The organism is Thermus sp. H19.2, from assembly GCF_054979525.1.
The window spans coordinates 43279-66105 of record NZ_CM143429.1; the positions used below are offsets into that span (position 1 = coordinate 43279).

A 22827-nucleotide genomic window follows, 5' to 3' on the forward strand; every position below is an offset into this window, starting at 1 on the left:
CTTTGGGCATTTGCCCGCTACACTAAGGCCATGGACCTCACCCACTTCAAGGAGGGCAAGCCCCACATGGTGGACGTCACGGAAAAGCCCGCCACCTTGCGCACCGCCACCGCCGAGGCCTTCGTGGAGCTCACGGAGGAGGCCTTGGCCGCTTTGGAAGGGGGTGGGGTGGGCAAGGGCGATCCCTTGGCGGTGGCCCAGCTGGCGGGGATCATGGCCGCCAAAAAGACCGCAGACCTCATTCCCCTCTGCCACCCCTTGCCCCTCACCGGGGTGGAGGTGAGGGTAGCCCTAGAGCGGGAAAAGGGGCGGGTGCGCATAGAGGCCACGGTGAGGACCAAGGCGGAGACCGGGGTGGAGATGGAGGCCCTCACCGCTTGCGCCGTGGCCGCCCTGACCGTGTACGACATGCTCAAGGCGGCCTCCAAGGGGCTTGTGATCTCCCAGGTCCGCCTCCTCCACAAAGCGGGCGGCAAGAGCGGGGAGTGGCGGCGGGGGGAGTAATACCACCCCATGCTGGCTTGGGCCAGCATGGGGGGGCCCCGGTCAAAAAGGCCCGCAGGGCTTCCGTACTCGGGCTTAAGCGAAGGACTCACGCCAAGGGGTATAAGAGTACCCCCAGGGTGTATCCTAAGGGCATGCGCCTGGCCATAGCCCTCGCCAAGCAGGACGAGACCAAGGTGTATCCCGGCCCCTTCGGCCACGCTCCTCGCTTCGCCATTTACGAGGTGGCCGAGGACGGGGAGCCTCGTCTGGTGGAGGTGCGGGAAAACCCCTACGCCGCCATGGAAGGGGGGGACAAGCACCAAAGGATGCGGGAGCTCCTTAAGGACGTGGACCTTCGGGTGGGGGCCCGCTTCGGCCACGGGGGGTCCATGGGGGCTTTCCCCTTGGCGGACCGCCTCGAGGTGGGCTCGGTGAGCGTGGCCGAGGCCCTTAAGCGGGTCAAGGAACGCCGAAATAGCGCCTAAGGAGTTCCCGGTCCTCCGGGGAAAGGGGGGTGCGCTCCAAGTAGACCTCCACCCCCCGCCGCACCTTCTCCGGCGGCTGGCCCTGAGGCCAGGGGGTGGGAAGGGGAGACGCCCCTCCTTGGCCTTCCGGCGGAAGAAGACCCTCCTCCGGCCCCGAAGGGGGTGGGGGAGGCCTAAGGGGAGGGCCCTCGGACCCCCTTTCCCCTAGCCCTGGGAGCTGGCCTGAGGGGGCTTCTCCTGACCCGGGTTTCCCCTTCTCCTGGGCCCCTGGCCTGGGGGTTGTCTGCGGGAGCGGTTCTGAGGGGGTTTCCCCGGCCGCCCTTTCCTCCCTCCCGCCCGGGCCCTCTTCCCGGGCCTTTTCCCCCTCGGAAGAAAGGGGTTCCCCCGGGGAGGGGGTCTTCCGGGGCGAGCCGGGCGCCTTTGGGGGCTCCACGGTGTGCCCCACCCCGGGCGGAGGCCAGGCCCCACCTTCCCCCTTCTTCCAGAGGGCGGGGGCCAGGGCTAGGACCAGGGCCAGGAGATAGGCCAGGAGGAGCCAGGTGGGAAAAGGGGGCAGGTCCACCCGCACCCGCCTGGCCTCCTGCCAAAGCCTTTCTTCCCCGTAGGCCAGGGCCGTGGGGTAGGCGAGGCTCTTTCGGGCGATGGCCTTTAGGGCTTGGCCTTCAAAGCGCCGGGCGGGAAGCAGGAGGGCAAGAGGGGAGGCCAAGGCCCAAAGGGGGTGGAAAAGGCCCACCAGGGCTAAACCCAAGGCCAGGCCCAGGCGGTAGCGCCAGGCCAGGCGGGCCGCGTAAAGGCGGTGGAACCCTGGGCCCATAAGGCCATTATCCCTCCGGGGCGGCCCGAAAAGGTGGCCCGGGGCCTAAAAGGCCCCGGGGGGAGGGAGTACCCGGCCTACTTGACCGGGGGACGGGACCTGAGGACTTCCTGCGGGGAGAAGGCCCTGGCCCTTTGCGCCTTCACCTCGGCGGCAGCGATGGGCTTGGCCTTGGACTTGGCGAAGGCGGTGAAGACGTGGTTGAGGAGGTCGGCCACCTCCTGATCCTTGAGCTGGCGGAAGGGGGGCATGACGCCGTTGTAGGTTTTGCCCTCCGCGGTCAGGGGCCCCTGGAGGCCGTAAAGCACCACCCGGATCAGGTACTCCCGGCCCCCTTTGGCCTGGACCAGCTTATCCAGGTGGGTGAGGGGCGGAAAGGCCCCGGGGAGGCCCTGGCCTTGAGCCTGGTGGCAGCTTTGGCAGTAGGCGGAGAAGAGCTTGGCTCCCGGGCTTTGCGCCAGGGCCAAGAGCCCTAAGAAAACCACAAGGGAAACCAGGCGCCGCATGTCCCCAGCATAGGGAGGCCCTGGGCCTTAGGCTAGGGGCATTTGTCCTCGAGGGGTATAGGCGCACCGGGGGTCGGCGGCCAAGGGGTCCCCGGTCTCGGCCCAGGCCCTGGCCCGGCTTCCCCCGCAGATCTCCCGGTACTCGCAGGCGCCGCACTTCCCTTTCAGGAGGTCTTTGTTTCGGAGCGCCCGGAAGAGGGGGCTATCCCGGTAGATTTCCAGGAGGGGTTTCTCGCGAACGTTCCCCGCCGAGAGGGGAAGGAACCCGGAAGGGTAGACCTCTCCCGTGGAGGAGACGAAGACGAAGCCGAACCCATCGGAGAGGTGGACGCCCCGCCCCTCCCCCACCAAAGCCCCGTCCTCTCCCCCTTCCCTAAGGCGGCGCTCCAGGGCCACCCGGCGGAACATGGGGCCCTCGGTGGTGCGAACCTTGAAGGGGTAGCGGCGGGAGAGAGCGTAGAGGAGGTGCATGACCTCCTCGTACTCTTTCGGGGAGAGCTGCTCCAAAAGGGCCCCCCGGCCCACGGGTACCAGGAAGAAGACCTCCCAGGTGGCCACGCCCTTCTCCGCCAGGATCGCGGCGATACCGGGAAGTTCCTTCCAGGTGCGGCGGGACACGGTGGTGTTCACCTGGGTCATGAGGCCCACTTCCCGGGCCCAGTCCAAGGCCTTAAGGGCCCGGGCGAAGGTGCCCGGCACGCCCCGGAAGCCGTCGTGGGCCTCGGGGCTTGCCCCGTCCAGGGAGATGGCCATCTGGTGAACGCCGAGCTTTCGGAAGCGGGCCACCGCTTCTCGGGTAAGCCTGGGGGTAACCGCAGGGGTGAGGCCCACCTTGAGGCCGAGGCGCCTGGCCTCTTCCAAGAGGAGGAAGAGGTCGGGGCGGGCCAAGGGATCGCCTCCCGTGGGCAGGAGGATGGGCTTGGGGGTGTAGGTGGCCAGCTCCCGCAAAAGCCTTAGGCCTTCCTCCGTGGAAAGCTCCCCGGGGAGAGGGTCGGGCTCGGCGGAGGCCCGGCAGTGGAGGCAGGCCAGAAGGCAGGCCCGGGTCATCTCCCAGGCCACCAGGAGGGGGAAGCGGTGGAGGTCGGGCTTCATGCCCTAAGGATGGGGGAAGGTCCTAAGGACAGATGTCCCCTAGCGAGGCAGCGTGAGGCGGTAGGCGAAAAGGCGGACTTCCTTGGGCAGGAGGGTCGCCTCGAGGCGGTACCCCTCCGGCAGGAGGATCGCGCCGGGGAAGTCCAGCCGGAAGCCCCGGGGAAAGGTTTCGGCGAGGAGCAGGCGGACGGGGTAGGGGTAAGGGTTTTCCAGGCGGGTCTCCACGCGGTAGGTGGCCTCCTTCTCGGTCTGGGAGAGGAGGGCCACCTCGCGGACGAGGCGCGCCCTGAGGTCCTGGCCCAGCCACGCCTCCGCCGTCCCGCCCTCGGGCGTGGCGGGGAGGAGGGCCTGGCCTAGGAAGCGCCCTTCCTCCACCACTTCCAGGGGCCCAGGGGCCAGGGGAAAGGGGGCCAGGAAGCGGAGGCCCCGCTCTAAGGGGAGCACTCCCTGGGTGCGGAAGGGGCCTTGGTAGCGGAGAAGCCTTTCTGGCTCCACCGACTGCCGCAGGAAGGGAAGCTCGGTGGTGCCGGGGAAAAGGGTCCTTGGGGGAAGCTCATAGCGGAGAAGGCCGAAGGGGCTTCCCGGGTCCTCCTCCAGGGCGCGGAGGGCGGCCTGGGGGAGGACCTTGGCCCGAACCTCCCCGGCGAAGAGGGTGAGCCTTTCCGCCCTCAGGGCCTCCCCCTCCAGCTTGAGGCGGGCCCAGGCGGTGAGGGTTCCCTCGTCCAAGGTGTAGAACACTTCCCCGGAAAGCCCCGTGTAGAGGTAGCGGAGCGTCGCCTTCCCCTCCCCCCGGTAGCGGAAGAGCACGGCGCTTCCCTGGAAGACCCTTTCCGTCTCCTCCACCCCTAGAAGGCGCAGGGAGCCGGGGAGGATGCGGGAAAGCTTCTCCCCGGCCAGGTAGATCCAGGCCGCGGGGGGGAGGTCCACGGGCTCCTTGACCTCGGCGAAGCCGGGGTAGACCACCACCTCCTGGGCCAGGGCGGAAAGGCCCAGGGCAAGGAGGGCGAGGCGTTTTCTCATACCCCCAGTCTACGGGCGATCGCGGCCACCTCCTCCCCGCTCAAAGGCCCCCCGTGGCCCAGGTAGACCCGCTTTGCCCCAAGCTCCAGGATCTTGCGCACCGTCCTTCGCGCCAGGGCGTGGTCCTCGTTGGTGAACCTAGGGGGAAGGCCCCTTCCCCTTAGGGCGTCCCCCGCCAGGAGCACCCCTTCCCGGAAAAGCCCCACCTGGCCCAGGGTGTGCCCCGGGAGGTGGACCACCCGAAAGCCGAAGACCTCCATCCCCTCCTCCACGGGGGTGAGGGCCTCTTCCGGCACCGCGGGGCCCAGGTTGGCGAGCGCCCTCCCCAAGAGGGGGACGGGAAGGGGCGGGCGGGGCTTCCTTTTGGTGAGGTAAGGCCACTCCTGGGGGTGGGCGAGGACCAATACCCGAAACCTTTCCCAAAGGGCCCGGGCCCCCCCGGCGTGGTCCAGGTGGTGGTGGGTGAGGAAGAGGAGCTTGGGGGGCTCTTGGAGGAGGGAAAGGAGCCTTCTTGCCTCCCAGGGAAGCCCGGCGTCCAGCAGGAAGTACCCCCCTTCCACGGGGACGCGGTAGAGGTTGGCGGCGAAGCGCAGGACCTCAGGCCCGTTCATGCACCAAGGCCACCCCCATCGCCGCCAGGGCCTTCCGGATCCCCTCGGCGTCAATGCCCGCCTGGCGGTGGAGGCTCGGGATGGCCCCGTGCTCAAAGAAGCGGTCGGGAAGGCCGAGGATTTGGACCTCGGGCTTCAGGCCCATCTCGTTCAGGGCCTCCAGCACGGCGCTCCCGAAGCCTCCCATCCTCTGGTGGTCCTCCACGGTGAGGAGCTTGTAGCGGGAAAGCGCCCTGAGCGTCTCCCGGTCCAGGGGCTTGAGGAAGCGGGCGTTCACCACCCCCACCCTGGGGTCGTCCCCGGCGGCCTCGAGGGCGTAGCGGAGCGTCTTTCCGAAGGCCAGGATGTAGGCCTCCGTCCCCTCCTTCAGCACCTCCCACCTACCCCAGGGGATCTCCGGCCAGACGCCCTCGGGGGCCCGCTCCACGTTGTCCCGGGGGTAGCGGATGGCCACGGGGCCGCCCACCTCCAGGGCCTTCTTCAGCATGGCCCTTAGCTCCAGGGCGTCCTTGGGGGCGGCGATCTGCAGGTTGGGGACGGTGCGGAGGTAGGCGATGTCAAAGACCCCGTGGTGGGTGGCCCCGTCGGCCCCCACGATCCCCGCCCGGTCAATGGCGAAGACCACGGGGAGGTTCTCAATGGCCACGTCGTGGATCACCTGGTCGTAGGCCCGCTGCAGGAAGGTGGAGTAGATGGCCACGATGGGCTTCATCCCCCGAAGGGCAAGCCCCGCCGCCGTGGTCACCGCCACGTCCTCGCAGATCCCCACGTCCAGGTAGCGCTCCGGGTGCTCCAAGGAGTAGCGCACAAGCCCCGAGCCCTCCCGCATGGCGGGGGTGAGGACGAAAAGCCTGGGCTCCACGTGGGCGAGCTCGGTGACGGCGTCCCCAAAGGCCTGGCTCCAGGAGTAGCCCTTGGACACCTTCTCCGGCTTCTTGGGGTCAAAGCCCGGGGGGCCGTGCCAGTAGATGGGGTCGGCCTCGGCCACCTTGTACCCCTTGCCCTTCTTCGTGACCACGTGGAGAAGGGTGGGGCCATCCAGGGCCTTGAGGTGCTCCAGGATGTGGACCAAGCCCTTGAGGTCGTGGCCGTCCACCGGGCCCACGTAACGGATCCCCCAGGCGTAGAAGGGGTTTTCCTGGTGCAAAAGGAGCTTCGCCGCCTCCTTGGCCCGGTCCACGAGGCCGAAGAGCTGGGGAGAGATGCGCTCAAGGATGTGCTTGCCCAGCTTCTCGGCGTCCTGGACCCACTTCCTGATCTGAAGCTCCTTGAAGTACTTGTTGAGGGCCCCCACGTTCTCGGAGATGCTCATCTCGTTGTCGTTGAGGACGATGAGCATCCTCTTCTGGAGCTCCCCGATCTTGTTGAGGGCGGCGAGGGCCATCCCCCCCGTCAAGGCCCCGTCCCCGATCACCGCCACCACGTGGTAGTCCTCCCCCATAAGGTCCCGGGCGAGGACCATCCCCAAGGCGTTGGCGAGGGAGGTGGAGGCGTGGCCGGCGGTGATGGCGTCGTGGGGGGACTCAGAAACCTTGGTGAACCCGGAGAGCCCCCCCTCCTGCCTCAGGGTGTGGAAGCGGTCCTTGCGCCCCGTGACCAGCTTGTGGGCGTAGGCCTGGTGGCCCACGTCAAAGACCAGGCGGTCCCAGGGGGATTGGAAGACCCGGTGTAGGGCAAGGACCAGCTCCACTGCCCCCAGGGAGCTCGCCAGGTGGCCGCCGTTTTGCGCCGTGACCCGGATGATCTCGCTCCGGATCTCCTCCGCCAGAAGCTGGAGTTCCTCCAAGCTCAGGTTCTTGAGGTCCTCGGGACCGTTGATGCGTTCCAAAACCATAGCGCCACCTCAGCGAAAGTTCCGCTCCACCAGGATGCGCCCCTCCCGGGTGCGCACCTCCCCCACCCGGGGGGCGAACCAGACCTCGCGCACGTCCTGGCTGCGGGCGTCCTGGTAGGACTGGCGGATGCGGAAGACCCGGAAGGTGCCCGAGGGCACCTGTACCTCCCGCTCTTCCAGGACCTCCATCTGGTAGCTCAGCCTGCCCTGGGCCAAAGGCTCGCGGCCCGAGGGGGTAAGGAGCTCCACCCGCACCTCCGTGGCTCCTCCCCAGCGGTAGCCCACGGCGAGGAGGGCCTCCGGGGGGTACTCCAGAAGGGGCGGGGTGAAGGCCACCCGGGCGGAGGGGTCCTGGAACCCCAAAAGCCTTACCCCAAAGGGCCCCACCTGACGGTAGTACACCCGATCCTCCCCCCGGCCCTGGGAGCGGAAGCGCAGGGCTTCCTGGCCCTCGTAAAGGGCAGGGCCTTCCACCCTCAGCCGGTAGGGGGGGGAGGAGAGGGCCTCCCCCTCGGGCACGTAGACCCACTCCAGGCCGGGCAGGGCGGGGTAGAAGCCCTTTTCCTCCAGGAGGGGGCGGGCCTCCGGGGCCTGGATCACCTGGGGGGCGCAGGCGGAAAGGGCGAGGGCGAGGGCCATAAGGTACCGCCTCATGGTACGGAGTTTACCCCCGTCCCTCCCGTAGGCTGGCCAACACTTCCCGCAAGGCGGCCAGGCGCTCCTCCAGGCCCTGGGCGGCCTTCAGGTCCTTTCCGGCCAAGGTCCTCTCCGCCGCCAAGCTGGAGAGGAGGGCGTGGAGTTTGGCCCTCTGCGCCCGAACCTCGCCCAAGGCTCTTTCCAGGCTTTCCCGGGTTTCCGGAAGGAGGTGGGGGGCCTTTAGGGCTTCCCCCAGCTCCCTTTCCTGCAGGTCCAGGCTTCTTAGGGCCCTTTCCACCTCCTTCCAGTCCACCAGGTCCCCAAGGCGCCCCTTGGCCCATTCCAAGCCCTGGGGCTTGGGCCGGAGGAATAGGGCCAACAGGGCCAAGGCGGCGAGGAGAAGGAGGAGTTCCAGGATGGGGGGCATGCCCGGCTAGGACTGGCCCAGCTCCCGCTTCAGGCGGGCGAGTTCCTCCTCCACTTCCTTTTCGGCGGAGAGGGCGGCGAGCTCCTTGTCCAAGTCCTCTGCCTCCAGGGCCTTTAAGGCCTCGTGGCGGTCTTCCATGGCCAGGATTCGGGCCTCCATCTCCTCAAAGGCCTCCAGGGCGGGGTGCTGGTCCAGGCGGGACTCCATGCGCCGCACGGCCTCGGCGGCCTCCACCCCCTTCTTACGGGCGAGGAGGAGCCTCTTTCGGGCCTCGGCCTCGTCTATTTTGGCCTCGAGGGCCTTGAGCTGGGTCATGAGGCGGTCTATGAGGGCCTGGTGCTCCTCGGCCTGCTGCCTGAAGCCCTCCGCCAGGTCCAAGGCCCGCTTTCTCCGCTTCAGGGCCTCCTTGGCCAGGTCCTCCCGCCCCGCCTTGAGGGCCTCCTTGGCCTTCTCCTCCCAGAGGTCGGCCTCCTTCAGGTGGCTTTCCACCTCCCGCTCCAGGCGCTTTCCCTCGGCCATGGCGGCGGCCACCTGTTCCCTGGCCTCCTTGAGGGCCTCCTTCATGTCCCAAAGGGCCTGCTCGAGGATCTTCTCCGGGTCCTCGGCCCGGCGCAGGAGGTCGTTGAGGTTGGCCCGGATGAGGCGGCTTAGGCGGTCCAGTAGGTTCATGGCTTTCCCCCAAAGATGAGTATGCCACAAGGGCCCCTTGCCCCGGCGAGGGGGCGGGGTAGAATGGGCCTGTAAGTATGCGCTTGCTTCCTCCCCCGGACCCGGTGCGCGCCCGCCTCCTCCAGGCGGCCCTGGAGCTTTTGGCCGAGCGGGGCTACCGGGGGGCCACCACCCGGGAGATCGCCCGAAGGGCCCGTGTGAGCGAGGTCACCCTTTTCCGCCGCTTCGGCCGCAAGGAGGCCCTGGTGCGGGAGGCTTTGGCCCTCCTTCCGGCCCCGGAGTTCCTGGCAGGCCTACCGGGGCCGGAAAGCCCCTTGGAGGAGGGGCTTAGGGCCCTTTTGTCCACCTATTTGGGGCTTTTGGAGGAAAAGCGGGCCCTTTTGCCCAAGCTCCTCGCCGAGCTTTTGCGCCACCCGGACCTAGGGGCGCCCCCGGGGCTTCTTGCGGCCAAGGGGCGCGTGGTGGCCTTTTTCCGGGCCAAGCAGGAGGAGGGGCTTCTGCGCCCGGACGAGTCCCCGGAGGAGCTGGCCCTGGCCTTTTTGGGACCGCTTTTCGCCCGCTTCCTCCTGGGGGAGGCCCTGGGGCTCGCCCTGCCCTTGGACCCGGAGGCCTATGTGCGGGGGTACCTGGAGGGTCGGTATGGTCCACGCTGAGGAGCTCACGCGCAGCTTCGGCACCCTAAGGGCTTTGGACCGGGTAAGCCTCTCGGTGCGCCCAGGGGAGGTTTTCGGCCTTCTCGGGCCCAACGGGGCGGGGAAGACCACACTGGTGCGCATCCTCACCGGGGTCCTTAGGCCCGATGGGGGGAAGGCTCGGGTGGCCGGCCTGGACGTGGCGCGGGTCCCCCACCGGGTGAAGGAGCGCATCGGCTACGCCACCCAGGAGCAGAGCGTCTACCGCGACCTCACGGTGGAGGAAAACCTCCTTTTCCGGGCCAGGCTTTACCGCCCCGGGGAGGCCCAGGCCCTGGCGGAGGAGGCCCTCCTTCGCTTCGGCCTTCGGCCCTACGCCAAGACCCTGGCGGGGCATCTTTCCGGCGGGTGGAGGCAGAGGTTGGCCCTGGCCCAGGCGGTGGTCCACCGACCGGAGGTCCTCTTCCTGGACGAGCCCACCACGGGCCTGGACCCCCTTTCCCGCCGGAGCATCTGGGACCTCATCCACGAGGAGGCGCGCAGGGGGGCTTCGGTCCTGGTTACCACCCACTACATGGACGAGGCCGAGCGCTGCCACCGCCTGGCCCTTCTCTTCGGAGGGCGGGTCCTGGCCCAGGGCACCCCCCAGGAGCTCAAGGCCTTGGCCCGGGAGCGGGCCCGCTTCCTCTTCGCCGAGGGCTTTCCCTTGGAGGCCCTTCGGGAGCTCCCAGGGGTCCTCGAGGCCTGGCCCAGCGGCGAGGGGGTCAGGCTGATCGCCCGGCCCGGGTTCTCCCCTGGGCCTGGGTTTCGGGAGGTGGAGCCCAGCCTGGAGGACGTCTTCGTCCTCCTCACCAAGGAGGCCTTATGAGCCGCGTCCTGGCCCTAGCGCAGAAAGAGCTGCTGCAGATCCGGCGGGACCACGTCCTGCCCCGGCTCATCGTCCTTTTGCCCACCCTGATGCTCCTCCTTTTCGGCTACGCCATCAACTTCACCCTGAAAGACATCCCCTTAGCCCTTTACGACGCCTCCAAAGACCGCATCAGCGAGGCCCTCTTGGCGGAGCTCACCCGGGGGGATACCTTCCGCCTGGCCCTGGAGGTGGAAGACCCGGAAGGGGTGGTGGCGGCCATAGACCGGGGCCAGGCCCGGGTGGGCCTGGTGGTGCCCCCGGAGGCCCTAAAGAGGGTGCGGCGGGGGGAGAGCGTGGCCCTCCAGATCTACGTGGACGGCACCGACCCCAACTTCGCCTTCCAGGCCCAGGCCGCCCTGAGGAAGGCGCTTCAGGAGGTGAACGCCCGCATCCTGGTGAGCCGGGCCCTGGCCGGGGAGACGGTGCTCCCTCCCTTGAACCCGGAGCTTCACACCCTCTACAACCCGGAGAACCGGACGGCCTGGTTCATGATCCCCGGGATCATCGGCCTGGTGCTCACCATGTTCACCGTGCTCCTCACCGCCCTTTCCATCGTGCGGGAGGCGGAAAGCCGCATGATGGAAAGCCTCCTCGCCTCCCCCCTAAGGCCCCACGAGATGGTCCTGGGAAAGGTGCTCCCCTACCTCTTCATCGCCTTCGGGGTGGCCCTTTTGGTGCTGGCTTTGGGGCACTGGGTCTTCGGCGTGCCGGTGCGGGGAAGCCTGGGGTTCCTTCTCCTGGCCATGTTCCTCTTCGTGCTGGGCTCCCTGGCGGCGGGGGTGTTCATCTCCACCCTGGCCCGCACCCAGGTCCAGGCGGTCTTCGGCACCTACGCCTACGCCTTCCCCACCATCTTCCTCTCCGGGTTCGTCTTTCCCGTGGAGGGCATGCCCCGGTTTTTCCAGCTCCTTTCCTATCTGGTCCCCGCCCGCTACCTCATCGAGGTGCTGCGGGGGGTGATGCTTAAAGGGGTGGGGTTTGCGGTGCTTTGGCCTCACCTCCTGGCCTTGGCCCTCTTTTCGGGTCTGGTTCTTTTCCTGGCCTCGGCCCGCTTCCAGAGGCAGGTGGCGGTATGAGGAGGCTCTTCGCCCTTTTGCCCCTTTTGCCCCTGGCCCTGGCCCAGGGCCGCCTCGAGGCCGGGGTGTACCTGGGCCCCCGGGTTTCCCCCACCCTCGAGGCCGGCCTCGCCCTGGAGGAAGGGGAGGTCTTTTTGCGCTTCCAGGGGGAGCGAGGGGCCTTGGGCTACCTGGGAAGCCTGGCCCTGGGACCTCTGGGCTACCTGGCCTACGGGGTCCAGGGGGAGGCGGGGGAAGGAGGGGTGGGCGGGGCCTTCTTCCTGGAGGGCGGGGCGGGGCCCTTGGCCTTGCAGGGGAGGCTGGGCTACCGGCCCCAAGGCGCTTTCCCCCTCTTTCCCCAGGAGGGGGTTTTCGGGCGGCTTCACCTGCGCTACCGCCTGGTCCCGAGGGAGGTGGCGGGCCTCCTTCTAGAGAGGGAGGGGGGCTTCAGGGCCGAGGCCACCTACGCCCTACGGGAAGGGGCCACCTACACCCTGGGGGCGGGGATAGGGGCCGGGCCTTACCTGGTCCTGGGCTGGAAGGGGGAGGTGGGAGAGGGAGGGGAGGTTTTGGACCTCGCCTTGCGCCTCGGGGGGGCGAACCGCCTGGAGGGCGGGCTTTACTTAGGGGAGGCTAGCCTCCTTTTCACCCTTTCCCATCCTTGGGCGGGTAGCCTGGCCCTGTGGTTTGGGGACCTGGGCCTCGAGGCGGGCTACCGGGAAGCCCCCTACGCCTGGGTCCGCTACGCTTGGAGGTGGCCGTGAGAAGAGCGGAGATCCTTTGGCTTCTGGTGCTCCTTTTCTCCTTAGCCCTGGGCCAGACGGCAGGGGAGATTCTGGACCGGGTGGAGAAAAACCTCTCCGAGCCCTGGCGGGCGGTGGTCCAGGGCACCCTCCAAGGCCCCTCGGGGCAGGAGGAGCTTAGGGCCCGGGTCTTGGCCATCCCCAAGGAGAACCTCTTCCGCATAGAGTTCCTGAAGCCCGCCTCCTTGGAGGGGAACTTCACCGTGATCACCGAAAAGGAGGTCTGGAACTACCTGTACCTCACCAACCAGCTCATCGTCGCTCCCAAGGAGAAAGCCCAGGTCCAGGGCCTGGGCTTCAGCCCCCAGGGCCTGGGGGACCTAAAGGCCCTCGCGGAGCGGGTAACCTTCCGCCTCGTGGGCGAGGAGCGCCTTCCGGAGGGCGTCGCCTGGAGGCTCGTGGGGCGGGCCAAGGAGGGCCAGGGCTTCGCCGAGATGGAGCTCTACGTCCTCAAGGCCGACCCCAGGCCCTTGCGCTTCGTCTTCAAGGACGAGGCGGGAAAGGTTCTGGCGGACCTCAGGGTGGTGGAGTTCCAGCGGACGAGCCTCACCCCCGCCCAGCTCAAGCGCTACCCCAAGGACGCCCAGGTGGTGCGCCGCTAGGGCTCGGCGTAAAGGGGGGTGGAGAGGTACTTCCACCCCCCGTCCGGGCTGATGCAGGCCACCCGCTTGCCGGGGCCGAGCTCCCTGGCCACCTGAAGGGCAGCCCAGACGATCCCCCCCGAGCTCATCCCCAGGAAAAGCCCCTCCTCCCGGGCCAGCCTCCGGGCCAGGGGAAAGGCGTCCTCCTCCCACACCTGGATCACCCCGTCCAGGAGGGAAAGGTCCAGGTTCTCCGGGATGAAGCCCGGGCCCATGCCCTGGAACCCGTGCTGGCCCATCTTCCCCCCTGAGAGCACGTTAGAGCGGGCGGGTTCCACGGCGATGACCTTCACGTGGGGGAGGCGTTCCTTGAGGTAGCGGCCCACCCCGGTGATGGTCCCCCCGGTCCCGGAGCCGTAGACGAAGGCGTCGATGCGGCCTTCTAGGGCCTCGTAGAGCTCGGGCCCCGTGGTCTCGTAATGGGCCCGGACGTTGGCGGGGTTTTGAAACTGGTCGGGCATGAAGGCCCCAAGCTCTTCCTTGAGCCTTAGGGCCTCCTCCCTGGCCGCGAGCATCCGCCTCTCCGGATCGGTGAGGACGAGCTCGGCGCCAAAGGCCCTTAGGACCCGCTTCCTTTCCTCGGACATCTGGGCGGGCATGGTGAGGATGAGGCGGTATCCCCGGCTTGCGGCGATCATGGCCAGGCCGATGCCGGTGTTGCCGCTGGTGGGTTCCACGATGACCTGGCCCGAGCCCGGCCTGAGGATCCCCCGCTCCTCGGCGTCTCGGATCATGTACCAGGCGGGCCGGTCCTTGATGGAGCCCCCTGGGTTCTGTCCCTCCAGCTTCACGAAGACCTCGGCCATGTCCGGGGCCACCACCTTGGCCAGGCGGACCACCGGGGTCTTGCCGATCGCCCCTTCCACCCGCATACCCCCACTATAGCCCCTGGCCAAGGGCGGAACCCCCTTGGCCCTTTTCCCGAGGCCTCGAGTCTGCTAGGCTAGAGGGAGCAAGCCTGGCTTGCGAAAGGGTGAACATGAAGGTTGAACAAGACAAGGTGGTGACCATCCGCTACACCCTCCAGGTGGAGGGGGAGGTTTTGGACCAGGGGGAGCTCTCCTACCTGCACGGGCACGGCAACCTGATCCGGGGTCTCGAGGAGGAACTGGAAGGCCGCGAGGAGGGGGAGCGTTTCCAGGCCCACGTGCCTGCGGAGAAGGCCTACGGCCCCCATGACCCCGAAGGGATCCAGGTGGTGCCCCTTTCCGCTTTCCCCGAGGACGCCGAGGTGGTGCCTGGGGCCCAATTTTACGCCCAGGACATGGAGGGGAACCCTATGCCCCTCACCGTGGTGGAGGTTCAGGGGGAGGAGGTCACCATTGACTTCAACCATCCCCTGGCGGGCAAAGACCTGGACTTTGAGGTGGAGGTGGTGCGGGTGCGCGAGGCCACGCCGGAGGAAGTCCTCCACGGCCACGTGCACGAGGGCGGCCACGCCCACTAGAGCGTTCCCGGGGTCTTGCAGCCTTGGCGGCCTAGGGCCTAAACTGGTTAGGCGCGGGCGCATAGGCCCCGCTTCGCTTGGCCCCATCGTCTAGCGGTCAGGACGCGGCCCTCTCAAGGCCGAAACGGGGGTTCGATTCCCCCTGGGGTCACCATGGGCGGCTAGCTCAGCTGGCGAGAGCGCTCGCCTTACAAGCGAGAGGCCAGAGGTTCAAGTCCTCTGCCGCCCACCAGCTCCAGGACGCAAAGCTTCCCCCCACGGTAGCGTGGGGGGGAAAGCCTTTGGGGGGCTTATTTGGGGGCTTATGGGGTTCAGGCTTGGGGCCTCGTCTTAGGGCTTCCTAGAAGTTCACTAAGGCTCAGCGCCCACCCCCGGCGCTCCTCCTCCAGGAGGTGCCGGTACACGCTGAGGGTGATGGTGGGGCTGGCGTGGCCCAGCCGCTCACTCACCACCTCCAGGGGCATGCCCCGGGAGAGGGCCAAGGTGGCCCAGGTGTGCCGGAGGTCGTGCACCCTCACCCGGCCCAGGCCCGCCCTTTCGGCCAGGCGGCGCAGGTAGTGGTTGAAGGCATCGGGGTCCACGGGCCTCTCCCCGCCCACCAGGAAGAGGTTGTCCACCTCCTCCGGGGTGAGCCTTTCCAGAAGCTCCTCTCTCCGGTCCCGGAAGAGGGCCAGAAGGTCTTGCGGGAGAGGGATGACGCGGCGGGCCGTAGGGGTCTTGGGGGCGGTAAACTCCCCCCGGTTGCCCACCTTGGCCCAGGCCCGCCACACCCGCACCTCGCCCCGCTCCAGGTCCACGTCCCGCCATTGCAGGGCCAGGGCCTCCCCCCTCCTCAGCCCGGTGGAGAGGATGAGCTTGAGAAGAAGGGCCATGTCCCTGGACCGGGAGGTTTCGGCGGCCTCCAGGAGCCGGGCCACCTCGTGGGGCTCCAGGGCCCGCGCGGCCTTCTCCTCGTTAGGAAATCGCAGGCGTATGGCTTCCACGGGGTTCCTGGGCACCAGCTCCAAATGCACCGCTTCCCGGAACAGGCCCCGAAGGTGCCCCACCACCTTCCTGACCGTCCTCGGGGCGTAGCGGTTCACCAGGCTATCCACCACCCCCCGGATGTGGACCGGGGCCACCTTCTGCAAGGCCATACGCCCGAGGGGGTCGTGCACTCCCGGGTCCTTGAGGGAGGGCAAGGCATAGGAGAGTTCGTGCTGGAGGAGCCTCAGCCTGTTGGGGCGCACCCCCTCCCGCTCCTTGCGGGCCAAGTACTCCAAGGCAAACTCCCGCACGGTGAGGCGCGTAGGGGAGGAGAGAAGCCCCCGGGCTTTTTGGGCGGAAAGTTCGGCCAGGAGGGCTTCGGCATCCCTCCGGGTAAGCGTGTACTTGCGTACCTTGACCAGCTTCCCGGTAAGCTCATCCACCCACTTCACTTCGGCTACCCACTTGCCCTTGCTGGGGTCGTAGTAAGTGGTGCCCCCGCCTTTACCCCTCCTTTCCTTGCCCATCTACCACCACCTCCTTCTCTCCGATACCCAGACTCTTCAGTCCGGCCATAAGGGCTTCCCCCCTCTGCCTCGGGGTCAGTTGTTCAAGGAGCCGAAAAAGGGACTCTGGGCCGCGTACGCGCACCTTCTCCGAACGCTCCCCCGGCCCCAGGGCTTCCACGCCTAGGGCCTGGAGGCGCACCTCGAGGGGGGGCACTTTGCGCATGGGGCTATATTACCATATCACGCGGGCCGCGTGTTCTTTCGCGAAAAAAACGTAGCTTTCGCGAAGAAAGCCCTGCGGAAGGCCCTACGAAAAGGCCGGGGCCCAGAGAGCCCCGGCCCCTCGGAGCGCCGGGCTAGGGCCTGTGGCCCTTTTGGCCCTTCGCCCCGCCGTGGTCCTCCGAGGGGGCCTTGCCCTGATCCTCTCCCTCGTGTCCTTTGTGCTCTTCCTCGGGCTTGGGCTTCTCCTTCACGATGGCCCCGTCCTTGAGGGCGAAGCCCTTGGCGTGGAGGAGCCCGGGGAGAGGCACGGTCTTCCCGTCTACGGTGAGCTTCACCTCGCCGAGGCCCGCCCCCTCGCCCTCGACCCGGACGGCCACGAGGTAACTGGCGCTGTCGGGCAGGGTGATCTTAAGGGCCTTGGCCTGGGCCAGGGCCTCCCGGGTCGGGGGGCTTCCGGGCTGCCACACCACCTGGCCCCCAGCGTCTACCAGGGTGAAGGCGGTGCCCTCGGGCCAAGAGCCTTTGAGCGCCTTGGGGAGCTCGGGAGCCACCGTCACGGAGGCCAGGGCGAGGCCCAGGGGCGCCGCCAGGGAAAAGAGCATCTTCCCCCTTCACCTCCCACCCCAGGATACCGCGCGTTCTGAAGGGAAGCTGAAGCAGGCCTTTAGAATGCGCCCGCCCGCCGCTGCCTTGGTCACCTATCCTTTGGGCCCGGGTCCCTTCAGCCCCGGAAGGGCCACCAGGGGGCCCGCCTCCCCAGCCCGAGCTTCTCCAGGCCCTTCTCCTTGAGGATCAAAACCTCCCCCTGGACCTCCTCCAGGACCAGGGCCTGGAGGGCGAGGAGCTGGTCCAGCTTGCCCACGGGGGTGGGGTGGCCGAAGACCACCTCCATCTCCCCCACCCTGGGGGCGAGCTCCCGGATGAGGCCCTCGGAGGCGGAGTAGGTGAGGGCGAGGACCCGGTCGGCGCCCTCGAGGGCCTCGAGGGAGAAGGGCTCCTCGGCGAGAAAGCGGACCCTGAACGCCTTGGGACCTGTCGGGAAAAGACCTTCCACCACAAACCCCCTTTCCCAGGGCTAAAACAACCATAGCCCTTTCCTGGGAGGAATGCAAGAGCCCTGGGGACCACACGCACAGGCGGAGCTTTTCGTGGGCTGGAAGGCCCCCAAGAAGCCCCCACCCCATCCGCGGCCAGCGCCCAGTCCCCTTCTAGGGCTATCCCGGCTAGCCTCATCGTCCCCACCCCAAAGGGCCGCCTTCGGACAGGCCTCCTCAGCCCGGGCCCGCTTCCGCCCCAAGGAGGCCCACGAGGCGGCGCAGGACCTCCTCGGCCCGCTCCTTGGCCCTCGGGCTTGCCTCCTCATGCAGGGTCCCCTCCCGCAGGTCCGCCACCAGGGCCCGGGGCTTCCCCAGGGCGTAGGCGTAGAGCCCCACCTGCAGGAGGTAGGCCTCCGCGTCCACCCGGCGGTCCGTCTTGTAGTCTAGGACCCAGTCCTTCCCCACCCGGTCCGCCCGGCCCTCGAGGCGCACCCCCAGGAGCTCCAGGGCCACGGGCACCTCCTTGGCCACCGGGGTCCCGCAGTAGGGGGCGAAGGCCTGGGCGGTGAAGAAGGCGCGGGCGAGCCCAAGGGCCTCCTCCACCTCCTCCCCTTCCGCCCCGGGGAAGGTCTTCTCCAGGAAGTCCCGGCCCTCCCTCTCCAGGGCTTCCAGGGCGTCAAAGCGCTCCAGGAGGGCGTGGACCAGCTGGCCCACCCCGGCGCCGCCCGGGGCCTCCTCCTCTTCGGGGTCCTCCGGCGCCCAGGCCTCCCCCTCCTCGGGCTCCCCGAGGAGCCGCCTCCGGACGGCCTCAGGGTCTTTGGCCGCCAGGGGGAGGAGGGAGATGGGCAGGGCCTCCAGGGGAAGCCCCTTAAGCCCCTCCACGAGGAACCTGGCCTCGGGCTCTTCCCTGGTCCAGGGCCCCAGGGGCTCCCCCTTCAGGCCCTTCTCCGCCGCGCCCGCGTCCTCCAGGGCCTGAGGGTCCAGGGAGCCCTGGGGAGGAAGGAGGAGGTAAAGCCGTTCGGAGGCCCGGGTGGCGGCCACGTAGAGGAGGCGGTCCTCCTCCCGCCTTTCCTCCTCCTGCACCCGGCGCTTCGCCAGGTGGAAGAGGGCGCTCGCCTCCCCCTCCTCGTCCAGGACCGGGGGCACCAGGGCGAGGCCGGGGCGGAAGAGGGGTCTGTCCTTCCTCGGGCTTTGCCCCTTCCAGCCCCCGGCGTTCAGCACGAAGACCACGGGCCACTCCAGGCCCTTGGCCCCGTGGACGGTGAGGAGGGTGAGGGCCTCCCCCGCCTCCAGCGGCGGACGGGGCACCTGGGTCCCGTGGCGGAGGAGGAGGCGGAGGCGGCGGGCCACCAGGAAGGGGTCCTCGTTTCCCGCCTCCAGTCTCCGCACCAGGTCCAGGGTGCCCTCCCAGTCCTTCACCCGCCTCTGGCCCTGGGGGAGGCGGGAAACCACCCCCGTGTAGCCCGTGGCCCCATCCAGGCGCTGGAGGAGGCGGCTTGGGGCCTCGAGGGCCTTGCGCCGGAGGAGGTCTCGGAGGACCTCCCTGGCCCATTGGGCCTCGGGGGAAAGGCCCGCGCCCCGCTCCAGGACCTGCCAGAGGGTCTCCCCGTCCCCCCGGGCCCCGGCCAGGCGGCGGATCTCCCCGTCGGTGAGGGCGAAGAAGGGGGAGCGCAGAAGCCCCAAGAGGGCCTCCTCGTCCCCGGGGTCCCCCAGGAAGCGGAGGGCCAGGTAGGCGTCCTGGAACTCCCGGCTCTCCAGGAGGTCGCCGCCCCCGGCCTCCACCGCGGGCACCCCCAGGCGGCGCAGGGCCTCCCCCACCTCGGCGAGCTCCCGCCAGGTGCGGCCGAGGACCGCCACGTCCCGACGCATCAAGGGCCTGTAGGTTCCCTCGCCCAGGTCGTAGACCGGGAAGCCTTCCGAAAGCAAGCGCCCTACCTCCTGGGCGATGAAGCGGGCCTGGGCCTCCAGGTCCCCCTGGAAGTGGAAGACCCACGGGCCCTCGCCTCGGGGGGGCCTCGAGGCCTCCACGGAGGAGAACCCGGGAAGGAGCCCCTTGAAGAAGCGGTTGTGGAAGTCCGCGAGGCCCTGGTGGTAGCGGCGGCTCTCCCGCAGGGCCTCCTGGTCCACCCCTGCCCCACGGGCCTCCTCCAGCAGGGCCGCCATCACCCGGGGGTCCGCCCGGCGGAAGCCGTAGATGGACTGATGGGGGTCCCCCACTGCGGTCCAGGCCTGGAGGTCGGGGAAGAGGGCCTTCAGGATTCGGACCTGGACGGGGTTGGTGTCCTGGAGCTCGTCCAGGAGGAGGCGGCGGAAGCGACCCCGGTAGTGGGCCCTCACCTCCTTCCTTTTCAGGGCGCAGAGGGCGTGGACCTCGAGGTCGGCGTAGCCCAGGCGCCGGGCCCGGAAGCGGCGGGCCTCCAGGCGCTTTAGCACCTCCTCGGCAAGCCTCTGGAGGAGGGGCCAGACCGCCTCCATGCGCCCGTCCGCGGGCCTTGGGGCAAGCCATTCGGACTCTTTCCGCAGGATCTCAAGAAGCGCCTTGAAGGTGGCATCGCCTCTTAAGTTTCTCCTGGGGTTCTGGTTCAGGTTCACCCCCTTGGCCCACGCCCAAAGCGCCTTGGGGGCGCTTGGGGTCTCGCCGCGCCAGCCCTCGGGGAGAGTGGGGTACCTCTTCTCAAGCCGCTCGCCCAGGGCGCGCTCCAGGTCCTCTATCCGGGGCTTGAGGCCCCGCCAGGCCTCGAGGCGGAGGGCCTCCGCCACCTCCTTAGGCTCCTTGAGGAGGAGCTCCCGGGCCGCCAGGGGGTCCCCCGCCACCGCCTTTAGGGTGTCCAGGAGGCCCTCGTACCCCAGGGCCTCCACCAAAGGCGCGTACCCAGGGTCCCGAAGCTCCTCCAGGAGGGCCTCTTCCAGCCACGCCTCCAGGAGGAGGGCGGCCTCGAGGTCGTCCAGCACCTGGAAGTCCGCCGGAACCCCCGCCTCCTCCGGGAACTCCCGGCAGATCCTGGCGGCCAGGGCGTGGAGGGTGCCGATGGGGGCCGCCTCCAGCTCGGCGAGGACCCGCTCCTTTTGGGGCACCTCCGCCTCCCGCACCTCCCGGCGCACCCGGTTCCGGAGCTCCAGGGCGGCCTTCTCCGTGAAGGTGACCGCCACCACATCCAGGGGAGAAAGCCCCTCTCTGAGGAACTCCACGTAGCGCCGCACCAGCCGGTAGGTCTTCCCCGTTCCCGCCCCGGCCACCAGAAAAAGCCCCTGATGCGCTTCCGCCATCCCTACCTCCCGGCGTAGCGGCAGAGGAGCGCCACCGAGCACCCCGCGCAGGCCTCGCCCTTGCGGTCGGGATGGGGCGGGAAGGCGCCGTTTTTCAACGCCTTACGAACTCCCTTGAACACTACCCAAAGAGCGCTTCGGTCCCGTTTTGCCGGCTGTGCCCTCCCGGTGGTGAGGGAGTAATAGACCCCCGCCCCCCTGCCCTTCCCGTGGAGGAGGATGTAAAGGGGAAGCTGAAGGTCCGTGGAGAGCTCCCCCGTCCTCGGGTCCTTCACCCGAGGGAAGGCGCTCCCCAGCTTGTAGTCCAGGTAAAAGTGGCTTCCCGAGCGGCGCTCCAGGCGGTCTATGACGCCCCGCACCTTCAGGCCATCGTAGCCGCGCACGAGCCCCTTGAAGACCTTCCCCGCCCCCACCTCCACCTCCACGTCCAGGATCTCCGCGTCCTCCTTGAGGAACCCCTTCCCGTCGCCAAAGGCCCGGGCGAGAAGCCGGAAGAACCTCCCCCGGCGGTGGGGCCAGTCGGGCCGCCTCAGGAAGAAGGGGGAATCGGGCCTCCTCCCCCACTCCGCCTCCGCCTCCGAGAAGGCCTTCTCCAGAAGGCCCCCTTCCCCAAGGGCAAGGGCGCTCACCTCTTTGCCCTTTCGTTTGCCCTCCGCTAGGGCCGCCCGGAAGACGCGGGCGATGACCCGGTGCAGGAAGGCCCCCAGGTCCGCCCGCTCCCCGTCCCCTGCCTCCCGGTCCCCCCGGGGGCGGAGGAGGTGGCGGACGTAAAAGCGAAAAGGGCAGGTGGCCAGGTTCTCCAGCTCCGAGACCGAAAGGCTTTCTGGCAGGAAGGGCTCCCCCGTGGCCCCGTGGTGGGGCGAGGCCGCCTCTCCCGCCATGCGGTCTTCCTCCGCCCTCAGGGCCCGCTCCATGGCCTCCCGGAGGGGGTCCCCCTCCCAGCGGCCCGCCCTTCGCGCCTCCACCCGGCTTCCTATGAGGTTTCTCTCAGGCCTCCTTGGCTCCAGGCCCAGGCGCTCCAGGAAGGGGCTTGGGGGCACCGGGCTCCCCTCCACCCCCTCGGGGTAGGTGAGGACCGCCTCTCCCCCCTCCGCCACGCTCCCAAGGAGGGCGGCGAAGACCAGGGCCTCCCGCAGAGCCGCCTCCCAGGGCTCCTCCAGGGGCAGGCCGAACCTTTCCTTGAGCTCCCGCACCTCGGGCAGGCCCAGCAGGGGCTCCTCCCCCACGGGGGGCGGGGTGAGGCCCTCCGCCATGCCCAGGACGAAGAGGTGGCGAAAGGCGCCCCCGTAGCGGGCGAGGGGCGTGTGGAGCTCCACCCCCGCGTGGCCCGGTTGGGCGGGCACGGTGAGGTGGTAGAGGAGCTCGGGCACCCCCTGGAGGAAGCCCTCCCGGTCCTCCTCCTCCAGCTCGGCGAGGCCCTCGAGGAGGGCCTCCAGGGCCGCCCGCTCCCTGGGCCAGCCCCAAAGCCGCTTTTTCAGCGGCGAAAGCGCCCTGCGGAAGCCCTGGACGAGCTCCTCGCTCGAACCCGCCTGGGCGAGCTCCAGAAGTTCCCCGGGAAGCCCAAGCCCCTTCCACCCCTCCCCGGAGGGCCGCCACAGGCGCACCTTGTCCAGGTCCACCTCCCTCCGCCAGGGGAAGAGGGGGTGGAAGAGGAGACGCAGGGTGGCCTCGTAGGGGAAGCCCTGGAGGGCCTCGGCCAGGAGAAGGGCGAGCCCCCCCACCCGGGTCTCTCCCACGGGCACGCGGTAGAGGAGGCGCACGGGCAGGCCCTGCTCAAACCCTATGGCCGCCACCAGGGGGCCGTAGCGGCGGTCGTCCCGGGCGATAAGGGCGAGCTCTTTGGCGGGAACCCCTTCCTGGAGGAGGGCCTTGAGGGAGGCCAGGACGTGGCGCACCTCGGCCTCCATGTCGGGGAAAAGGAGGGCCCGGACCCGGTGGCCCCCGCCCGCCCCTCCCCCCTCGAGGAGGGCCCTCCCCGGGCCGGAGAGGTTTAGGGGCTGGACCTTAAGGCCCGCCTCCTCTAAGGCCGCCTTGGCCCGGGCGTTGGCCTCGCCCCACGCCCCCCCGGGGAGGAGGAGCTCCACCTCGCTCCCCGGGGCCGCGGCCCCCCGCAAGAAGGCGAGCTCCCCCAACCCGAGGTAAGGGTAGTGGTGCACCTTGAGGAGAAGCTTCTTGCCCAGGGCCCCGGCCCGCGGCAGGGCCTCCGCGGGGTCCAGGAGCCCCCGGTCCCCGAGGAGCTCCTCGTAGCGGCGGGCCACCCGGGCAAGCCGCGCGAGGCGGGGGGAGGCCTCCCCTGCAAGGCGCTTAAGGCCCTCCTCCCCCTGGCCGGAGGCCTCTAGGGCCAGGAGGAGGGTCCGCACCGGGCCCTCCAGGGCCGCGGCCAAGCCCTGGGGGTCCCTAGGGGAAAGGACCTCCCGCACCGCCTGCACCAGGAGCCGCCGGGCCCGGTAGGGGGAGGCCAAGAGAAGCTCCCCTTCCCGGAGAAGCTCCCGGGCCAGCCCCGAGAGGGTGCGGTAGGGCACCCCCAGCCTGCGGGCCACGGCCCGGTTTGGGCTGATGTCTATAGCCTTTTCCAAAGGTTGCACTTTTCACCTCCTTTCGCCCGACAATGTAGCCAAGCTGTAATGCTTGGATGAAACATCACCAACAAGGGTGTGAACGTCTACGTGACCCCCCTGCAACGTAGCCAAGCTATAAAGCTTGGATGAAACCCTTCACCAAGGCGTTGGTCATGAGGATGGCGCTCACGCTGCAACGT

Annotated in this window: 23 protein-coding genes and 2 tRNA genes; 10 read left to right on the forward strand and 15 right to left on the reverse strand. The window is 69.0% G+C overall.

The genetic code is table 11. The features are described from left to right. The first annotated feature begins 30 nt into the window (after window positions 1-30). Window positions 31-504, forward strand: a complete 474-nt coding sequence (moaC, locus tag ACY5J6_RS00220; RefSeq protein ID WP_054638486.1) for a cyclic pyranopterin monophosphate synthase MoaC — start codon at window positions 31-33, stop codon at window positions 502-504. A 134-nt stretch (window positions 505-638) separates the two neighbouring features. Further along, window positions 639-971 carry a NifB/NifX family molybdenum-iron cluster-binding protein gene (locus ACY5J6_RS00225; protein ID WP_462845443.1) on the forward strand — a complete coding sequence of 111 codons (333 nt, stop codon included), beginning with the start codon at window positions 639-641 and terminating at the stop codon, window positions 969-971. Here the strand turns inward: ACY5J6_RS00225 and ACY5J6_RS00230 are convergent. The 9 genes from ACY5J6_RS00230 to ACY5J6_RS00270 all read right to left on the reverse strand — a co-directional run bounded on the left by ACY5J6_RS00230 (window position 946) and on the right by ACY5J6_RS00270 (window position 8580). Further along, window positions 946-1785, reverse strand: coding sequence for a hypothetical protein (locus ACY5J6_RS00230; protein ID WP_462845444.1), 840 nt, complete (start codon window positions 1783-1785; stop codon window positions 946-948). The genes ACY5J6_RS00225 and ACY5J6_RS00230 overlap by 26 nt on opposite strands. 77 nt (window positions 1786-1862) lie before the next feature. Beyond that, on the reverse strand, window positions 1863-2291 hold the full coding sequence (locus tag ACY5J6_RS00235; protein ID WP_462845445.1) for a c-type cytochrome: 429 nt from the start codon (window positions 2289-2291) through the stop codon (window positions 1863-1865). 27 nt (window positions 2292-2318) lie between these two features. Further along, the gene (locus ACY5J6_RS00240) at window positions 2319-3383 is read right to left on the reverse strand and encodes a TIGR04053 family radical SAM/SPASM domain-containing protein (RefSeq protein WP_462845446.1); all 1065 of its coding nucleotides are present in this window, start codon (window positions 3381-3383) and stop codon (window positions 2319-2321) included. A gap of 39 nt (window positions 3384-3422) precedes the next feature. Next, the gene (locus tag ACY5J6_RS00245) at window positions 3423-4403 is read right to left on the reverse strand and encodes a hypothetical protein (RefSeq protein ID WP_462845447.1); all 981 of its coding nucleotides are present in this window, start codon (window positions 4401-4403) and stop codon (window positions 3423-3425) included. Beyond that, window positions 4400-5014 carry an MBL fold metallo-hydrolase gene (locus ACY5J6_RS00250; protein ID WP_462845448.1) on the reverse strand — a complete coding sequence of 205 codons (615 nt, stop codon included), beginning with the start codon at window positions 5012-5014 and terminating at the stop codon, window positions 4400-4402. The genes ACY5J6_RS00245 and ACY5J6_RS00250 overlap by 4 nt, the downstream gene beginning before the upstream one ends. Further along, the gene (gene dxs, locus ACY5J6_RS00255; protein WP_462845449.1) at window positions 5001-6848 is read right to left on the reverse strand and encodes a 1-deoxy-D-xylulose-5-phosphate synthase; all 1848 of its coding nucleotides are present in this window, start codon (window positions 6846-6848) and stop codon (window positions 5001-5003) included. The genes ACY5J6_RS00250 and dxs overlap by 14 nt, the downstream gene beginning before the upstream one ends. Window positions 6849-6857: 9 nt before the next feature. Further along, window positions 6858-7502: a hypothetical protein gene (locus ACY5J6_RS00260; protein ID WP_462845450.1), complete on the reverse strand. Its 645-nt coding sequence runs from the start codon at window positions 7500-7502 to the stop codon at window positions 6858-6860. A 10-nt stretch (window positions 7503-7512) separates the two neighbouring features. Beyond that, complete coding sequence (locus tag ACY5J6_RS00265; protein WP_462845451.1) at window positions 7513-7911, reverse strand: hypothetical protein; 399 nt, start codon at window positions 7909-7911, stop codon at window positions 7513-7515. Window positions 7912-7917: 6 nt separating this feature from the next. Then, window positions 7918-8580: a PspA/IM30 family protein gene (locus tag ACY5J6_RS00270; RefSeq protein WP_462845452.1), complete on the reverse strand. Its 663-nt coding sequence runs from the start codon at window positions 8578-8580 to the stop codon at window positions 7918-7920. 77 nt (window positions 8581-8657) lie between these two features. On the opposite strand from ACY5J6_RS00270, the gene ACY5J6_RS00275 reads away from it, so the two are divergent. Genes ACY5J6_RS00275 through ACY5J6_RS00295 form a run of 5 tightly spaced genes read left to right on the forward strand, consistent with a single transcriptional unit; the run spans window position 8658 to window position 12582 of the window. After that, window positions 8658-9233: a TetR/AcrR family transcriptional regulator gene (locus ACY5J6_RS00275; RefSeq protein WP_462845453.1), complete on the forward strand. Its 576-nt coding sequence runs from the start codon at window positions 8658-8660 to the stop codon at window positions 9231-9233. Next, a complete protein-coding gene (ccmA, locus tag ACY5J6_RS00280) occupies window positions 9220-10080 on the forward strand; it encodes a heme ABC exporter ATP-binding protein CcmA (protein ID WP_462845454.1) in 861 nt (286 codons plus the stop codon). Before ACY5J6_RS00275 ends, ccmA begins: the two co-directional genes overlap by 14 nt. Continuing rightward, the gene (locus tag ACY5J6_RS00285) at window positions 10077-11198 is read left to right on the forward strand and encodes an ABC transporter permease (RefSeq protein WP_462845455.1); all 1122 of its coding nucleotides are present in this window, start codon (window positions 10077-10079) and stop codon (window positions 11196-11198) included. The genes ccmA and ACY5J6_RS00285 overlap by 4 nt, the downstream gene beginning before the upstream one ends. After that, window positions 11195-11941 carry a hypothetical protein gene (locus tag ACY5J6_RS00290; protein WP_462845456.1) on the forward strand — a complete coding sequence of 249 codons (747 nt, stop codon included), beginning with the start codon at window positions 11195-11197 and terminating at the stop codon, window positions 11939-11941. The genes ACY5J6_RS00285 and ACY5J6_RS00290 overlap by 4 nt, the downstream gene beginning before the upstream one ends. After that, window positions 11938-12582, forward strand: a complete 645-nt coding sequence (locus ACY5J6_RS00295; protein ID WP_462845457.1) for an outer membrane lipoprotein carrier protein LolA — start codon at window positions 11938-11940, stop codon at window positions 12580-12582. The genes ACY5J6_RS00290 and ACY5J6_RS00295 overlap by 4 nt, the downstream gene beginning before the upstream one ends. Here the strand turns inward: ACY5J6_RS00295 and cysK are convergent. Continuing rightward, on the reverse strand, window positions 12579-13493 hold the full coding sequence (gene cysK / locus ACY5J6_RS00300; protein ID WP_462845458.1) for a cysteine synthase A: 915 nt from the start codon (window positions 13491-13493) through the stop codon (window positions 12579-12581). The genes ACY5J6_RS00295 and cysK overlap by 4 nt on opposite strands. Window positions 13494-13600: 107 nt before the next feature. Here cysK and ACY5J6_RS00305 point away from each other — a divergent pair, with 107 nt between their 5' ends. From ACY5J6_RS00305 to ACY5J6_RS00315, 3 genes are all read left to right on the forward strand, one after another. Further along, window positions 13601-14068: an FKBP-type peptidyl-prolyl cis-trans isomerase gene (locus ACY5J6_RS00305; RefSeq protein ID WP_054638412.1), complete on the forward strand. Its 468-nt coding sequence runs from the start codon at window positions 13601-13603 to the stop codon at window positions 14066-14068. Between the two features lie 79 nt (window positions 14069-14147). Continuing rightward, a tRNA-Glu gene (locus ACY5J6_RS00310) sits at window positions 14148-14222 on the forward strand. Window position 14223: 1 nt separating this feature from the next. Further along, window positions 14224-14300, forward strand: a tRNA-Val gene (locus tag ACY5J6_RS00315). 79 nt (window positions 14301-14379) lie between these two features. Here ACY5J6_RS00315 and ACY5J6_RS00320 read toward each other — a convergent pair. From ACY5J6_RS00320 to ACY5J6_RS00340, 5 genes are all read right to left on the reverse strand, one after another. Next, window positions 14380-15561, reverse strand: coding sequence for a tyrosine-type recombinase/integrase (locus ACY5J6_RS00320; RefSeq protein ID WP_462845459.1), 1182 nt, complete (start codon window positions 15559-15561; stop codon window positions 14380-14382). A gap of 338 nt (window positions 15562-15899) precedes the next feature. After that, entirely contained in the window at window positions 15900-16367 is a 468-nt protein-coding gene (locus ACY5J6_RS00325) for a hypothetical protein (protein ID WP_462845460.1), read from the reverse strand. Window positions 16368-16486: 119 nt separating this feature from the next. Further along, entirely contained in the window at window positions 16487-16819 is a 333-nt protein-coding gene (locus ACY5J6_RS00330; RefSeq protein WP_462845461.1) for a hypothetical protein, read from the reverse strand. Between the two features lie 217 nt (window positions 16820-17036). Then, window positions 17037-20069, reverse strand: a complete 3033-nt coding sequence (locus ACY5J6_RS00335; RefSeq protein ID WP_462845462.1) for a UvrD-helicase domain-containing protein — start codon at window positions 20067-20069, stop codon at window positions 17037-17039. Window positions 20070-20071: 2 nt separating this feature from the next. Then, complete coding sequence (locus ACY5J6_RS00340; RefSeq protein ID WP_462845463.1) at window positions 20072-22654, reverse strand: PD-(D/E)XK nuclease family protein; 2583 nt, start codon at window positions 22652-22654, stop codon at window positions 20072-20074. Between the last annotated feature and the right edge of the window lie 173 nt (window positions 22655-22827).

Bases quoted from the DNA above. Each gene is read 5' to 3' on its own strand.
- moaC (WP_054638486.1), top strand. From the start codon at position 31: ATGGACCTCACCCACTTCAAGGAGGGCAAGCCCCACATGGTGGACGTC.
- ACY5J6_RS00225 (WP_462845443.1), top strand. From the start codon at position 639: ATGCGCCTGGCCATAGCCCTCGCCAAGCAGGACGAGACCAAGGTGTAT.
- ACY5J6_RS00230 (WP_462845444.1), bottom strand. From the start codon at position 1,785: ATGGGCCCAGGGTTCCACCGCCTTTACGCGGCCCGCCTGGCCTGGCGC.
- ACY5J6_RS00235 (WP_462845445.1), bottom strand. From the start codon at position 2,291: ATGCGGCGCCTGGTTTCCCTTGTGGTTTTCTTAGGGCTCTTGGCCCTG.
- ACY5J6_RS00240 (WP_462845446.1), bottom strand. From the start codon at position 3,383: ATGAAGCCCGACCTCCACCGCTTCCCCCTCCTGGTGGCCTGGGAGATG.
- ACY5J6_RS00245 (WP_462845447.1), bottom strand. From the start codon at position 4,403: ATGAGAAAACGCCTCGCCCTCCTTGCCCTGGGCCTTTCCGCCCTGGCC.
- ACY5J6_RS00250 (WP_462845448.1), bottom strand. From the start codon at position 5,014: ATGAACGGGCCTGAGGTCCTGCGCTTCGCCGCCAACCTCTACCGCGTC.
- dxs (WP_462845449.1), bottom strand. From the start codon at position 6,848: ATGGTTTTGGAACGCATCAACGGTCCCGAGGACCTCAAGAACCTGAGC.
- ACY5J6_RS00260 (WP_462845450.1), bottom strand. From the start codon at position 7,502: ATGAGGCGGTACCTTATGGCCCTCGCCCTCGCCCTTTCCGCCTGCGCC.
- ACY5J6_RS00265 (WP_462845451.1), bottom strand. From the start codon at position 7,911: ATGCCCCCCATCCTGGAACTCCTCCTTCTCCTCGCCGCCTTGGCCCTG.
- ACY5J6_RS00270 (WP_462845452.1), bottom strand. From the start codon at position 8,580: ATGAACCTACTGGACCGCCTAAGCCGCCTCATCCGGGCCAACCTCAAC.
- ACY5J6_RS00275 (WP_462845453.1), top strand. From the start codon at position 8,658: ATGCGCTTGCTTCCTCCCCCGGACCCGGTGCGCGCCCGCCTCCTCCAG.
- ccmA (WP_462845454.1), top strand. From the start codon at position 9,220: ATGGTCCACGCTGAGGAGCTCACGCGCAGCTTCGGCACCCTAAGGGCT.
- ACY5J6_RS00285 (WP_462845455.1), top strand. From the start codon at position 10,077: ATGAGCCGCGTCCTGGCCCTAGCGCAGAAAGAGCTGCTGCAGATCCGG.
- ACY5J6_RS00290 (WP_462845456.1), top strand. From the start codon at position 11,195: ATGAGGAGGCTCTTCGCCCTTTTGCCCCTTTTGCCCCTGGCCCTGGCC.
- cysK (WP_462845458.1), bottom strand. From the start codon at position 13,493: ATGCGGGTGGAAGGGGCGATCGGCAAGACCCCGGTGGTCCGCCTGGCC.
- ACY5J6_RS00305 (WP_054638412.1), top strand. From the start codon at position 13,601: ATGAAGGTTGAACAAGACAAGGTGGTGACCATCCGCTACACCCTCCAG.
- ACY5J6_RS00320 (WP_462845459.1), bottom strand. From the start codon at position 15,561: ATGGGCAAGGAAAGGAGGGGTAAAGGCGGGGGCACCACTTACTACGAC.
- ACY5J6_RS00325 (WP_462845460.1), bottom strand. From the start codon at position 16,367: ATGCTCTTTTCCCTGGCGGCGCCCCTGGGCCTCGCCCTGGCCTCCGTG.
- ACY5J6_RS00335 (WP_462845462.1), bottom strand. From the start codon at position 20,069: ATGGCGGAAGCGCATCAGGGGCTTTTTCTGGTGGCCGGGGCGGGAACG.